The organism is Bacillus sp. C1 (assembly GCF_054570475.1).
In genome coordinates this window covers 130,725-145,010 of the sequence record NZ_JBTMZT010000003.1, presented here as the reverse complement: position 1 = coordinate 145,010, position 14,286 = coordinate 130,725, and the positions used below count along the sequence as shown (strand labels likewise).

Sequence of the window (14,286 nt, the reverse complement as noted above, 5' to 3'; positions counted from 1 at the left end):
ATGGAATATATAGACTACTATGAACGGAAGATTTATATAAGATAAATAGAAGGAAAGGAATTTAATAGAATGGGAAACGTATTTAATGTAAAAAGTATTGTAGTTACAATAGTGGCTATTATTGCGATCGCAGTTGGGTATTTTATGTTTCAATCAATCACATCACCGGCTAAAGCAGTAGCAAATCAAGTAAATGAAGTACAACTTGCGAGCGAGCAAGCAAAAGTCGAGCTGAATAAAACCGCACCAATTCAATTTAATGGTCAAGTAAGAAAAATTGCTTATCTTACATTTGATGATGGTCCAGGAAAATATACTGCTGAACTTTTAAATGTATTGAAACAAAATGATGCGAAAGCAACATTTTTCTTAATTGGTGCCAATGTAAAACAGTTTTCAGATTTAGTAAAGCGTGAGAAAGCAGAAGGTCATTATGTAGGTATGCATAGTATGACACATGATTTCAAAAAACTGTATACAAACGGCGAGTATGTAAATGAAATGAAAGAAGATCAAGGATTAATTGCAAATATTATTGGAGAAGCACCGAAATTAACACGTCCTCCATATGGTTCCATGCCTGGTTTAAATGAAGCGCTTCGTAATAAAGTTGTAGAAGGTGGTTTGAAAGTTTGGGATTGGACGATTGATTCTTTAGATTGGAAATATAATAAACTCCCAGTTGATGTTGCCTCGGCAAAAATTGTCGAAAATGTACTTGCAGGTGCAAAGAATCCAAAAGAAGTTATCTTAATGCATGATATTCATCCGCAATCTGTTGCAGCAGTACCAGCAATTATAAAAGGGTTAAAAGAAAAGGGTTATGAGTTTGAAGCGTATCATGAGGGAGAACATTTTCCGTTAAATTTCTGGCATGATAAACGTATGTAACATAGGAGGAAAAGAAGTTGGTTTACAGAAAAATAGCACTAGTTGGAGCACTATCGGTAGGATTATTATCAGGTTGTTTTGGTGAAAAACCAGAAGAAAATTTATTTGTAGCATTTGAAAATGCAGCTAAACAAGAGAAGTCGTTGTTTGAAGATGCGAAAAAATTAGAGACGTTAGAAAAACAAGGACAAGAGTTATATGCTCAAATTATAACAGAAGGAAAAGAGCATAATGAGGCGGTTGCACAAAAATTAGACCAAGCAGTTTCAAATGTGAATGAGCGTGAAAAAGTATTAAAAAGTGAAAAGGATGCCTTAGAGAAAGCACAGAAAGAAACGAAATCAGTTCAAAGTAACGTAGAGAAAATTAAAGATAAAAAAATACAAAAACAAGCGAAAAAAGTAGAAGAAGCTTATAAAAATCGTTACGATGCTTTTCAAAAAATGAATGAAAGCTATGTGAAATCAATGGCGATTGAAAAAGAACTTTACGAAAAGTTAAAAGTAAAAGAAACAAAGTTAAAGGAAATCAGTGAGAAAGTGCAAGCGGGAAATAAATTGACCGAAGAAATGCAAAAGGAAAAAGAGAAATTTAATGCATATACAAAAGAGTATAATGAAGAGAAACTAGCATTTTATAAAGAAGCAGAAATAAAGATTAAGGACCAAAAATAACACACATTTTATTTTTATTTATAAGTAATACATACTTTTAAACAGTACTCATATATGGTTAATAAGCTGAAAAAACGTTTATTTTTATGTTTTTTCAGCTTTTTTATATGAAAAACAGACAAGACTGAGATTGAAGTTCTAAAAGACTTCTAGTGTAATATTTAAAGCGGGAATGATGTTCAAGAAAAGAACTGATGAACAATTATATAAGTAAGGAGATTGAAAAATGACATATGAATTTTTACTCAAATTAGGTTTGGCACTCTTTTTAGGTTTATTTATAGGAATTGACAGGCAATTAAAGAATAAACCACTTGGTGTGAAAACAAGTATGGTCATTTCTGTTGCAAGTTGTTTAATTACGATGGTTTCGATTGAATCTGTGAATGTCTATTCTTCACCAGGCCATACGAATATGGATCCGATGCGTTTAGCGGCACAAATTGTGAGTGGTGTCGGCTTTTTAGGCGCAGGAGTTATTTTAAGGAGGAATAATGACGTTATTTCAGGACTTACAACGGCATCGATGGTTTGGGCAGCATCTGCTTTAGGAATTGCAATTGGAGCAGGCTTTTATATACAAGCAACAGTGGCGATGATTTTAATTATATTAGCGATAAATGTATTGCCTCATCTTGTGAAAATAGCTGGTCCATATTCTTTAAGACAAAAAGATCTATCCATTAAAATCACTGTAAATGATCACCGAGAACTAGATGGTATTTTTAAACAAATTAGTAATTTGAATATGCAAGTAAAGCGTGTGAAAATTAAAGATATTGATAATAAATCCCAACAACTAGAGATGGTTATATTAGCATCTGAAGATTTGTATACGACTGAATTATATAGTTCGTTAAAGGAAATTGATCATATTGTTTCTGTTGAAGTTGAGAGTAGATAAAACAAGCCCCCAGTTATGCAATTGCAATTGGGGGCTTGTTTTTGTTACATGATAGAAAAGATATATAGAATATATTGTTGAAAAAGGGGTGATATGGAGCTTTTAAAATTTTGATATACTAAATGGACGGGGGATTCATTTCGTATATTAAGGTTAAGGGAGCGAATGGAGCGTGCAAATAGAGATTCGGAAAGCAAGAAAAGCAGATATTAAAGGAATCGTAAGAGTGCATGTTGATAGTTGGCGAACAACGTATAAGGGGATAGTATCTGACGACGTTTTAGACAATGTAACATATGCAGCTCGGGAAAAACAGCGGGAAATGATTTTTCAACAAGCAACAGCACAGCAATATACATATGTAGCAGAAAATGCGGATGGAACAATTATAGGATTCATTGACGGTGGTCCTGAAAGAACGGGAAAATATGATTGTGATGGAGAATTATACGCAATTTATCTTTTAGAAGAATACCAAAGATATAAAGTAGGACAGCGATTATTTCAAACACTTGTGTCAGAATTTATAAAAAATGACATTCGTTCCATATTAGTCTGGGTTATATCGAATAATCCTTCAACAGGCTTTTATGAAAAGTTTTCTCCGGAGCGAGTCGATACAAAGTTTTTAGAAAGGTTACATGTTCAAGAAACAGCATACCGATGGAGAGATATAGGGAAGCTTTCCTGTTTGATTAGAGAAAGGTGAACTAATAATTTTTTATGTAAACAAGATTGTGTTTTAAATGACAAGATTATCTTCATAAAGAAAGGTATTTACGACTATTTTATGATGAAATATAAGCTTTCGTTTTTGAAGTAAATATAATATAAGAGTGAATAGAAAAGAGTCTCTTTTTGCAAGACTCTTTTTTTCGTGAGTTCAAAGTATAAGTCATTTGTTGTAACCATAATTTACCATGTATTTTTTTTTGAAATCTATCCATTTTAATATGTAAAGGAGGTGAACGGAAATGGCTAGAAATCGTAATTCTAATCAGTTAGTATCTAATGGGGCACAAGCGGCTCTTGACCAAATGAAATATGAAATTGCACAAGAATTTGGTGTACAACTTGGTGCTGACACTTCTTCTCGTGCAAATGGTTCTGTTGGTGGTGAAATCACAAAACGTCTTGTAGCTATGGCAGAACAACAGCTTGGTGGCGGGTATACTCGTTAATGTACAGTAGTTATAAAGGAAAGGAAGAAGGCTTCCTTTCTTTTTTTTAGCCGAAAATAAATTTTCCATTTAATAGCATGGATATACTGTTGTAAGGATTGGAAAAATAGAAGTAATGCTATACTCTAATTTCTTTTGTTATATAAGTTAAAAAGCAGACAACATATAGTAGCCCTGATGGAATTCATCAGGGCTACTATATGGAAAGAAATACATGAAAGGTTTCGAAATCAACATGTTCAAAAAAGAAAACGGTTGTCTAATTGCACTTGCATCTGTTCCACTTGTTATGACATTAGGAAATTCTATGCTTATTCCGATTCTTCCCACACTTGAAAAAAAACTTGATATTTCTTCTTTCCAAGCATCAATGATTATTACAATATATTCCGTATTAGCAATTTTGTTAATTCCGATTGCTGGTTATTTATCCGACCGATGGGGGCGTAAGATGGTAATGGTTCCAAGTTTGTTACTTGCAGCTATTGGTGGTGCGATGACGGGGTGGGTGTCATGGAAAGTGGAAAATCCCTATGTATGGATTCTAATTGGGAGAGCGATTCAAGGAATAGGTGCTGCTGGAGCAATGCCTGTTGTAATCCCTTGTGTTGGCGATTTATATAAAGAGGAAGAGCAAGTAAGTATTGGATTAGGAATCATTGAAACATCAAACACATTTGGAAAAGTTCTTAGTCCAATATTAGGATCAGCTCTTGCGGCAATCGTATGGTTTTTACCATTTTGGGCAATCCCGGTTTTATGTGCGGTTGCTATTATTTTATTATTACTATTAGTAAAAGCAAAGAAACAAGCAAATGAGGCACCGCCTTTTAAAGAATTTATTCAATCAATCGGTTTAACCTTTCGAGAAAAGGGGAGATGGTTAGTAGCGATTTTTATATTAGGTGCTATCGTTATGCTTATATTATTCGGTATTCTTTTTTATTTATCTACGATATTAGAAGAGAAATACAACATTCATGGAATTTGGAAAGGGTGTATACTTGCGATTCCATTGCTTATATTATCTCTAAGTTCATACATGGCTGGGAAGAAGATTGGTGATAACCAAGCCGTTATGAAAAAATGTATATATATCGGATTTATATTAGCTGCAGCGTCTGTTATGCTCCCATTATTTTTAAAAGGCATTTACTTAGTCATGGTTTGTCTTGTTGTTATGGGGAGTGGAATCGGGATTGTTTTACCATGTTTAGATGCCCTTATTACACAAGGGATTGAAAAAGAGCAAAGAGGAACTGTTACTTCTTTTTATAGTTCAATGCGTTTTATTGGGGTAGCTGCAGGTCCACCTCTTTATTCTTTTTTTATGAAGGGATCAGATCATGAAGTTTTTTATTTAACAAGCATCTTTGCAATCGTTGGAGCAGTGGTTACAATCGTTTGGATTAAACCAGAGAAAGATCACGCTCTTTTGAAAAACAGCCGAAATTGATTTTGTGATTTTTCTTACTGTTCAATATTCATAATAACTAGAGTTTCATTGTATTTGCGCATATGGATGCGAGTCACATATTAAATGTTGTTAATATGTGACTCGCATTATTTTACTTGTTACATAATAAGTTGTTTTAGCATATAAAGAGCAACTCCCCAAATGATAACCCCTGAAATTTTATTTAGAATTGTAATTGTATTCCCTGATGGATCTATTTTTCCAAGCATCTGCCCTGTAAATGCTAAACCAATAAACCAAAGCCAAGAAATTGTAATTGTTGTGAAAGTAAAAGCCCATTTTTCGCCGCCTACATATTGAATAGAGTTTGTACCAATGACGCCAATTGTATCTAGAATTGCATGTGGATTCAATAAGGAAACAGACGTGGCAAAGAGAATTTGCTTTTTAATCGTCATCGTTTTTACTTCAATTGCTTCTTTTGTAGAATCACTTTTCCAAATTAGCCATCCCATATAAATGAGAAAGAAAAATCCAATTACATAAAGTGTTGTTGTTAACCATGAAAAGGTGAGAAGTATAAGTGATACACCTTGTACTGCAATCAAAATTAAAACTGTATCGCAGATTGATGCGGTTAAAATAACCGGTGTAGCTCGCCACATATTTGGCTGGCTAGCACCTTGATTAAAGACAAAGACATTTTGTACACCTAATGGAATAATGAGTCCAAGCGCAAGAACCATTCCGTGAAGGATTGCTTCAGTCATTTTATTTCCTCCCATATAAATTATTAAAATATGATAGTGTATATTTTATAAAAGAAAATTGAAATTGTATCCATCCATATGGTTGGGTAAGAAGCCAACCATAAATAAGTGGGGTGATAATATGGAACGATTTGACTGGAAGCCAAACGGATCTTCTTTAGTTCCTTTATACAAACAAATTGAGGAGTATATAAAAGAGAAGATTATAAATGGAGAATGGACGGTTGGTACAAAATTACCATCACAGCGAGATTTTGCGAAAATGTTTGAAGTGAATCGAAGTACGATTGTAATGGCTTTAGATGAATTAGCAGCGCAAGGATTAATTGAAGGAAAGGGGAGAAGAGGGACAATTGTGAGAAACGATACATGGAGTGTATCAACTTTGACTTCGCCTCCTAACTGGAATTCTTATGTAGAAACAGGAATCCATTATCCGAATCTCCCTACCATCCAAGAAATTAATCAAGCTGAATTTTATCAAAATATTATTCGACTAGGAACTGGTGAACTTTCACAAGAACTTTTACCTGAGAAGAAAATGAAGCAAATCATGAAGGAACTTTCCTATAAACAAATTCCTTTAGGATACGAAGAACCAAGAGGGGACTTGAAATTGAGGGAGCAAATAGCAAAGTATCTACAAAAATATGATATTGTTACATCACCAGCATCTATATTAATTGTTTCGGGAGCAATTCAAGCACTGCAGCTGATTTCGATGGGACTTCTGTGCAAAGGGTCGTCCATTTTACTTGAAAAACCATCATATTTATACTCTCTCAATGTGTTTCAGTCTGCAGGAATGCGTTTGTTTGGGATTCCAATGGATGAGTATGGGGTCCAGCCATCACTTATTTCAAAATACAAAAGACAGTTCAATGGTTCTATTTTATATACCATTCCGTCTTTTCATAATCCAACAAGTCTTGTGATGAATAAACAAAGAAGGCAAGAAGTTATGAAAGTATGTAATGAAATAGGATTACCTATAATTGAAGATGCCGTGTATCAAGATTTATGGCTTGATGCGCCCTCGCCACCACCATTGAAGGCATATGATACAAATGGGATCGTATTACATATTGGAAGTATGTCAAAAGTTATTAGTCCTGGTTTAAGAATTGGCTGGGTTGTTGGGCCAGAACCAGTTATTAAAAGATTGGCAGATATAAAGATGCAAATGGATTACGGCTCGAGTTCGTTATCACAACGAGCTGCTGCAGAATGGTTTGCCAGTGAGTTATATGAAAAACATATACAGCAAATACGCATTGATTTAAAAAAGCGGAGAGATTTTATGCTAGAAATGCTAGAGAAATACTGTAGAGATGTGGCAACTTGGCAAATGCCAGCTGGTGGTTTTTATATTTGGCTACAAATTAAACCAAACATTTCAATACGAGAATTATTTGAAAAAGCATTACAAGAAAAAATTCTACTCAACCCTGGAAATGTGTATGATAGAAATGCAAGTCAATATTTACGCCTTTCTTATTCATATGCCTCCATATATGATATAGAAAAAGGTGTTAAAACGATTGCGAGATTAATAAAGAATCTTGCAATGTAATCATCATATTTTTTAAAAGTAAAAAATGATAGTATAGATGTTAGTAACTGAAAAAGGGGAAAAACTATGAAACAATATGTTATTTGTCAAGTTATTGATGGAAATAAATATTTAGCTGCTTATGCAGAAACAAGACAAGAAGCAATTGAAAAAGCCGAGTTATTAGGATTAAGGACAGGCGAACGCTACGTTGTTGTTACTGCTGAAGAAGCGAAGGGATTACAGTATCCTTAATTGTTAAGTTACTAAAATATAAAAAAAGAGTGAATCCTAAGATTCGCTCTTTTTTATATTTGTATAAGATTAACTTCAAGTATCGATTCTTTGTTTTTAAGATAGCAATACAAATATTTCTGTATATTATGATATTATATTAAAGGCGGTAATAAGAATGCTGAATGAGCTTATAAGGATTATTTTAACTATAGAAAATATATAGGTGATAGAGGAGAGAATAAAATGAATGAAGTAAACATACGACCTAAAAAAAGGTCTAAGTATCGTATTATGTTAGGAACTTGGTATTACACTGCAAAAAGGAGTATTCAATGGCTAACAGATGGGAAAAGGTATGCTAAAACTTTTCGACAAGAAAAGTTACCTTGTACGGTTATACAGCACCGAACGATACTGCGTCGTAAACTTAAAGATGTAGATATGTGGTATCAGGAGAATAAAATTATTAATTTGAAAATCGCAATTAAACAGTTAAACGGTGTTGTAATTAAGCCGGGAGAAACATTTTCTTATTGGCGTTTAATAGGTAAGACTACAAAGAGAAAAGGGTATGTAGAAGGAATGGTGTTACATTATGGTACTTTTAAACCAGGAGTTGGAGGTGGGCTTTGTCAACTTTCCAATTTAGTATACTGGATGACATTACATACAACATTAACCATAACAGAGCGATATCGTCATAGCTATGATGTATTTCCTGATTCAAAGCGTACACAGCCGTTTGGAAGTGGTGCGACTTGCTCCTATAACTATCTTGATTTACAAATAAAAAATGAAACAGATCAAGCGTATCAACTTCATCTTTACGTGACAGACGAACATTTAGTAGGGGAATGGAGAACAGCCTATCCGCAGCTTTATCAATATGAAGTATATGAAAAAGAGCATGCGATTAAGCCAGCTTATTGGGGTAGCTATATCCGGCGTAATGTCATACATCGTAAGGTATTTAATCAACAAAAACAGTTTGTTGAGGATCAATATGTAACGGAAAATCACGCAATAATGATGTATGAGCCGCTTCTGGCTTATAGTAGTGGTAAAAGTGGGGAATAGTATTTTATGAATAAGCATAATAAAATGAAACTTTAATTTTACCTCTAACAACTTTACTTTCGTCCGTTTTTGAGTTGGCGGTATAATTGCTCACAAGTAGTGGGATACAACAGTTAGTTTATTTAGCATATTTCTTTTTTTGATTTAGTGGCCTTACAATATTCAAGTAAAAATAAATGAATACAACAAGATGTGCTTTTCTGTGGATTTTATAATCGATTCCCGTGTCTAAACCGATTAATATATGTTTTGAAATTCCAAGACTGTAAAAATTTTTCGGCAGCGCGAAAGCCAGACTGATAGAGCCATTCTTTTTCATCGGTAGTTAATTGGAATTTTGTACTTGTAATTGTTCCAGTTGGAATTGTAATGGTTCTTGCTTTTGATTCTTTATCTAGATGGCGTAAATCGTGTGCTTGCATCATCGTTTTGAATATGCCTTTAAACATAGAGAGGGGATCTTTATAAGGAAGCGGTTCAGCTTGTATTTCATCTTTTACAAAATGAAACCCAAAAGTTGGCCAACGGGGTATATGAGATGAGTCGAAAATCCAAATTGGATAATTACTGAGAAGTCCTCCATCTACTATATAGCACGGTTGTTTCCACTTTGGTGTTTTCCATTTTACTGGTTCGAAATAGAAAGGGATGGTGCTGCTCATTCTTACTGCTTTTGCGATAGAGAAATCTTGATTTGTAAATCCGTATTGTGGTAAATCATCGGGAAAAATGACCATCTTCCCATTACTAATATCTGATGCAATAATTTTTAAGTTTTGTGGATTAGCTAAATCACTAAAATTATGAATCCCTTTTTTGTGTAGTAAGCCTTCTAACCATTTTTCTAAAAAATCATTTGAATAAATTCCTAATTTAGTCCATGCATTTAATCCTTTCCCTACAAAAGGAATGTTATCAAGTAAAGTTTTTTTTATAAATTGATGATAATCAACCTTATTTATAATTTTTTTCAATTCTTCACAAGAGTAGCCTGCCGCCAAAAGGGCTGCAATAATAGCTCCAGCTGATGTTCCTGCTACGCGTTCCCATTCGTAACCATGTTTTTCCAATGAGCAAATTGCACCAACATGTGCAATTCCTCGGACGCCGCCACCTTCAAAGACACCATCGATTTTCATAGAGATAATTCCTTTCAAAGATTATAGATTTTATATAGCAAAAAAGCACGCGAATCACGTGCTTTTTTACAATAGTTTGTAAAGCTTACTTAGCAACCGACGAAGCCGCCCCAGCAGCTAGCTCCAATGATGATTAAAAGAATGAATAGAACAATTAATAAAGCGAAACCGCCGAAACCGCAACCACCGCCACCGCCGTAACCACAACCGTAACCACCATAACCCATGTGGAATGCCTCCTTATAATAAAAGTTAAAATAAAGAAAATTGAAATATGAGGGTCTGTTATAAGGAATGATGAAAGATCTTATTTGTAGGAACAATGTATACTATGCGAAGTTAAACTTGTTCGCGTCCTAAGAATGAGCCCATTTTTTTTGAATAGGTTATTTTGATTTTTCAGGATGAAAGAGATGTCATATTTATGCTATGATACGAATAAGTACATTTACGTAAGGAGAATTTATGGAAAATCAAATTGATTTACTAATTGATAAATATAATTTAACACATATAAAAAGTGAGCTATTAGCGACTATATTTCCATGTGTAAAAGTTATTCCAAGACAAGAAGAGTTGCTTCACATTGGCTGTTCAAAGATAGGGGGACTTCCTGATGTCCCATCTGTATTTGAATATCCAACTTATGAAGGAAAAGCTTTGGATTTTATTGCGCAATTTAATCTAGCTGATTTACAAGATGTAGGTATGGAACATGACTTACCTGAAACAGGTATGCTGTATTTCTTCTATAGTGGAAATAATCAACATGAAGGTGCTTGGCGTGTTCTCTATTATGATGTTCCGGCCGGGCAACTACAAAGGGTAAATGATCAACATATGAAGTATGCACAATGTTCAATAACATTTAAATTAACATATAAGTTGCCAGAATTGTTTATTGAAGATGAAGCTGATTCGGATCGATTTTTACAATTATTAGAGGAGTTAGTTCCAGATCATTATGATAACCATCAATTATTTGGTGAACCATTCTCAGTTCAAACAGAAGTATTTGAGGAAGCAGGGGAATATGTCGGTACAAATTATAATGATATGAAATTGTTATTCCAAATTGACTCTGATTATAAGAACTGTAATATGATGTGGGGAGATTTAGGTATGCTGTATTTTTGTATTAGTAATGAGGATTTAAAATATCGTCGTTTTGAAAATACATGTTGTATATTACAATCGTGTTAGCAAAAGAGCAGTAGTTCACTCCCCTTGAAGAACTACTGCTTTTTGTATATTTTGAGAGTTGTTTTGACGGTAGGTGATAATTAATAAATAAATATGCATAATTTCATATTTTATTTTTCAAAAATATTGTATACTCTAAAAATATGCGAAAAAATTTTTGTATGATTTTAAATAGAAGGACGTGACGAGATGAAAAAAACGAGCAAGTATGTAGCTACTGTCGCACTTTGTTCAACGTTTATGATTGGTAGTTTACAAGTTCCAGCTGTATCCTATGCAGCTACAAATTCAAAAGTGGTGGTTACACAACCAGATGCTAAATTATTAGAAGCATTTCGAAAAGAATTAAAAAAACATATTGATAATCGCGAAGAGAATATTACAATCGCATATAAAACAAAAGATAAGAATCTTAAAGGCGTAATGGATACTCTTTTTAAAGAGTATAATAAAATAGTAGATGCAGATGAGTACTTAAAATATAATGTCGCGAGTACAAATTACTCCATACGTGGTATACCAGGAAACTATACATTTACATTAAAAATTACATATCGTGAATCAAAAGAACAAACACAATACGTAAAGAAGCAAGCAAAATCAATTATAAGCTCTATTGTGAAGACTGGTATGGATGAGCATGAAAAAGTAAAGGCTATTCATGATTATGTTGTAAAACATGTTTCCTATGATACTTCTTATAAGGCTTATACAGCATATGAAGCATTAGCAAATCGTTCTGCTGTGTGCCAAGGATATACACTATTAACATATCAGTTACTAAAAGAAGCAGGGATTCAATCTCATATTGTAACAGGAAAAGGGAATGGACAAGCTCATGCTTGGAATTTAGTGAAAATCGAGAATAAATGGTATCATCTTGATACTACATTTGATGATCCAGTTCCAGATAAAGCAGGTCGTGTGACATATTCTTACTTTAATATGTCAGATGAACAATTGAGCAAAGATCATCAATGGGATCGCAGTAAATACCCAAAAGCAACAACAAGTTACTATAATGAATTAACAAGTAAAATCAAGGCAGGTAGCCCTAAAAAAATGGTATATCAACAAATGTTAAAGGATACAAGCCTTGTTTATTTGTCTACTCAGTATGGGGCGGAAAACTACAATGATTTCAAGAAAAAACTACAGCAACAATTTGCAGCAAAACCGACAAAAGTAGAACTACGCTATAAACAGTCAATGGATGGAACGATGCAAGATATTAAAAAAGTATTAAATGAACTTTCTTGGCCAAAAGGAGCAAAGCGAGTTTCTTATCAAGTAGCGCCATATAGTGCGCAAGCTGGATATTCATTGGCAACAATTACATTTACTTACTAATGAAAAAGAGCATCTGTAATAGGTGCTCTTTTTTGTGATAGTTAGAAAGGAGTCTGCTATAGTTAAAATATGGTAAAATCATTAAGAGGAGAAGGGTGTGAGTGTAGAATGTCTTTGTTTGAAAATGATATATTCGCAACCGCTTACTTATGTGTGATAATCGGACTAATTGTTTTGTTTTGTATTTCACTTACTTTGTTTATAAAAAGGAGATTGTTAAGCGCTTCTATAAACAAAGCCCATTTTAGAAACATCGAAGAAAAGCTCGATAGAATTATTGAATTACTGGATAGAGATAAAGAGCACCATAAAGCAGTCGGGGAGGAAGAAGATGGCTAATTATATTAAAGACATACGCAAAAAGGTGGGGCATGACTATATCATTTTAAATTTTGCAGGGGGATGCGTCTTTAATGAGGAGGGAGAAATACTGTTACAAAAAAGGGGAGATAATGAAGGGTGAGGATTTCCTGGCGGGGCAATGGAAATCGGTGAATCAGCTGAAGAAACGGCAATTCGAGAAATAAAAGAAGAGACAGGATATGATGTGAAAATAGATGAACTTATTGGTGTATATACGAAATATTTTCATACATATCCAAATGGAGATCAAGCACAGACAATTGGACTGTTTTTTTAATTCTCTTTAACTGGTGGAAGTAAAAAAATAGATGGAGAAGAGACTTTGGATTTGAAGTTCTTTTCGTTAGATCAAGTGCCAACTTTATTTAATGAACAACATCGGGATTGTTTAGACGATATTTTGGAGGGAAGAGTGGCTGTATATCGTTAAGGGATTGTAAAAGGATAGTGTTATTGATAAGACATGAAAGAGAAAAAAAGCCAGTTTATATTGGCTTCTTTTCTCTTTTCATGTTTATTTCCACCAATCATCAAACATCGATGCTGGTACGTGTCGTTTATGTTCACTTACTGTATAACGTTTTTCAATTTTCTCAGCAACGTCCGCTGGAACTGTTTTTCCTTCTAAGTAATCATCTAGTTGATCGTATGTAATGCCTAATTCTGTTTCGTCAGCTTGACCTGGTTTTTCATCTAATAAATCTGCTGTAGGCATTTTTAAATAAAGGCGTTCTTCAGCACCTAATTCTTGTAATAATGCACGGCCTTGACGTTTTGTTAAGCCTGTTAGTGGTAAAAGATCCGCGCCACCATCACCGAATTTTGTAAAGAAACCTGTTACAGCTTCAGCAGCGTGGTCTGTTCCAATAACAAGTAAACCTTGTTGTCCGCCAATTGCATATTGTGTAACCATACGAAGGCGAGCTTTGACGTTTCCTCTATTGAAGTCTGTTAAGGATTCGTTTAATAAGTCTTTATATTGGTTAGAAAATGCATCGACAGCCGGAGCGATATCAAAAGCAACAGATTGATCTGGTTTAATAAATTGAAGTGCTAGTTGCGCATCATCTTCATCTTTTTGTACTTTATATGGAAGACGTACAGCAATGAATGTTGCATTTTTTCCTTCATTGCGAACTTCCTCAACTGCAAGCTGCGCTAGTCGGCCCGCAAGTGTAGAATCTTGACCACCACTAATTCCAAGCACAAAACCTTTTGCACCTGTTTTTCTTAAATAGTCTTTTAGAAAATCAATTCGTTTACGAATTTCTACTTTTGGATCAATTACAGATTGTACATGCAATGCTTTCATAATTTGTTCTTGTAATGTCATTATGGTTTCCTCCTATTCATATAGAACGAGTAGTAAATATATATGTACGGATTCATAAATCTCCATTCTTATTATTTCGCAAAATTAACGAATATACAATAGGGTGAAGTATGAATATGAATGTAGTTATTATAAAGAAAATGTTTTGGTTAATCAATTTTTCTGTAACCTTTCAAAAATGTAAGGTTTTTGTCA

16 protein-coding genes and 1 pseudogene are annotated in these 14,286 nt (G+C 33.9%); 13 read left to right on the top strand and 4 right to left on the bottom strand.

The features are described 5' to 3' along the window. Window positions 1-69 precede the first annotated feature (69 nt). From ACX5JI_RS11730 to ACX5JI_RS11705, 6 genes are all read left to right on the top strand, one after another. The gene (locus tag ACX5JI_RS11730; protein WP_459501222.1) at window positions 70-891 is read left to right on the top strand and encodes a peptidoglycan-N-acetylglucosamine deacetylase; all 822 of its coding nucleotides are present in this window, start codon (window positions 70-72) and stop codon (window positions 889-891) included. Window positions 892-908: 17 nt separating this feature from the next. After that, a complete protein-coding gene (locus tag ACX5JI_RS11725; RefSeq protein WP_459501221.1) occupies window positions 909-1,565 on the top strand; it encodes a YkyA family protein in 657 nt (218 codons plus the stop codon). A 226-nt stretch (window positions 1,566-1,791) separates the two neighbouring features. Next, entirely contained in the window at window positions 1,792-2,469 is a 678-nt protein-coding gene (locus ACX5JI_RS11720; RefSeq protein WP_459501220.1) for an MgtC/SapB family protein, read from the top strand. A gap of 172 nt (window positions 2,470-2,641) precedes the next feature. Continuing rightward, window positions 2,642-3,178: a GNAT family N-acetyltransferase gene (locus tag ACX5JI_RS11715; protein WP_459501219.1), complete on the top strand. Its 537-nt coding sequence runs from the start codon at window positions 2,642-2,644 to the stop codon at window positions 3,176-3,178. Window positions 3,179-3,443: 265 nt separating this feature from the next. Then, window positions 3,444-3,650 (top strand): alpha/beta-type small acid-soluble spore protein, encoded by a 207-nt coding sequence (locus tag ACX5JI_RS11710; protein ID WP_003197017.1) that lies wholly within the window; start codon window positions 3,444-3,446, stop codon window positions 3,648-3,650. A 214-nt stretch (window positions 3,651-3,864) separates the two neighbouring features. Continuing rightward, window positions 3,865-5,106 (top strand): MFS transporter, encoded by a 1,242-nt coding sequence (locus tag ACX5JI_RS11705; RefSeq protein WP_459501218.1) that lies wholly within the window; start codon window positions 3,865-3,867, stop codon window positions 5,104-5,106. Window positions 5,107-5,225: 119 nt separating this feature from the next. On the opposite strand, the gene ACX5JI_RS11700 is transcribed toward ACX5JI_RS11705, so the two are convergent. After that, complete coding sequence (locus ACX5JI_RS11700) at window positions 5,226-5,837, bottom strand: LysE/ArgO family amino acid transporter (RefSeq protein ID WP_459501217.1); 612 nt, start codon at window positions 5,835-5,837, stop codon at window positions 5,226-5,228. 121 nt (window positions 5,838-5,958) lie between these two features. Between ACX5JI_RS11700 and ACX5JI_RS11695 the strand changes: the two genes are divergently transcribed. The 3 genes from ACX5JI_RS11695 to ACX5JI_RS11685 all read left to right on the top strand — a co-directional run bounded on the left by ACX5JI_RS11695 (window position 5,959) and on the right by ACX5JI_RS11685 (window position 8,703). Further along, entirely contained in the window at window positions 5,959-7,410 is a 1,452-nt protein-coding gene (locus ACX5JI_RS11695; RefSeq protein ID WP_459501216.1) for an aminotransferase-like domain-containing protein, read from the top strand. 66 nt (window positions 7,411-7,476) lie between these two features. Then, entirely contained in the window at window positions 7,477-7,644 is a 168-nt protein-coding gene (locus tag ACX5JI_RS11690; RefSeq protein ID WP_459501215.1) for a DUF3933 family protein, read from the top strand. 225 nt (window positions 7,645-7,869) lie between these two features. Continuing rightward, window positions 7,870-8,703 carry a VanW family protein gene (locus tag ACX5JI_RS11685; protein ID WP_459501214.1) on the top strand — a complete coding sequence of 278 codons (834 nt, stop codon included), beginning with the start codon at window positions 7,870-7,872 and terminating at the stop codon, window positions 8,701-8,703. A 209-nt stretch (window positions 8,704-8,912) separates the two neighbouring features. On the opposite strand, the gene ACX5JI_RS11680 is transcribed toward ACX5JI_RS11685, so the two are convergent. After that, on the bottom strand, window positions 8,913-9,842 hold the full coding sequence (locus tag ACX5JI_RS11680) for a patatin-like phospholipase family protein (protein WP_459501213.1): 930 nt from the start codon (window positions 9,840-9,842) through the stop codon (window positions 8,913-8,915). Window positions 9,843-9,931: 89 nt separating this feature from the next. Further along, window positions 9,932-10,069: a sporulation protein YjcZ gene (gene yjcZ / locus ACX5JI_RS11675; RefSeq protein ID WP_459501212.1), complete on the bottom strand. Its 138-nt coding sequence runs from the start codon at window positions 10,067-10,069 to the stop codon at window positions 9,932-9,934. Between the two features lie 238 nt (window positions 10,070-10,307). On the opposite strand from yjcZ, the gene ACX5JI_RS11670 reads away from it, so the two are divergent. The 4 genes and pseudogenes from ACX5JI_RS11670 to ACX5JI_RS11655 all read left to right on the top strand — a co-directional run bounded on the left by ACX5JI_RS11670 (window position 10,308) and on the right by ACX5JI_RS11655 (window position 13,188). Continuing rightward, window positions 10,308-11,045 (top strand): YwqG family protein, encoded by a 738-nt coding sequence (locus ACX5JI_RS11670; protein ID WP_459501211.1) that lies wholly within the window; start codon window positions 10,308-10,310, stop codon window positions 11,043-11,045. Window positions 11,046-11,234: 189 nt separating this feature from the next. Continuing rightward, the gene (locus tag ACX5JI_RS11665) at window positions 11,235-12,395 is read left to right on the top strand and encodes a transglutaminase domain-containing protein (protein WP_459501210.1); all 1,161 of its coding nucleotides are present in this window, start codon (window positions 11,235-11,237) and stop codon (window positions 12,393-12,395) included. A 108-nt stretch (window positions 12,396-12,503) separates the two neighbouring features. Next, entirely contained in the window at window positions 12,504-12,734 is a 231-nt protein-coding gene (locus ACX5JI_RS11660; RefSeq protein WP_459501209.1) for a DUF4083 domain-containing protein, read from the top strand. Beyond that, window positions 12,727-13,188 (top strand): annotated as a pseudogene (locus tag ACX5JI_RS11655) (NUDIX hydrolase). The gene ACX5JI_RS11660 and the pseudogene ACX5JI_RS11655 overlap by 8 nt, the downstream one beginning before the upstream one ends. Before the next feature lie 84 nt (window positions 13,189-13,272). Here ACX5JI_RS11655 and nadE read toward each other — a convergent pair. Next, the gene (nadE, locus tag ACX5JI_RS11650; RefSeq protein WP_459501208.1) at window positions 13,273-14,091 is read right to left on the bottom strand and encodes an NAD(+) synthase; all 819 of its coding nucleotides are present in this window, start codon (window positions 14,089-14,091) and stop codon (window positions 13,273-13,275) included. Between the last annotated feature and the right edge of the window lie 195 nt (window positions 14,092-14,286).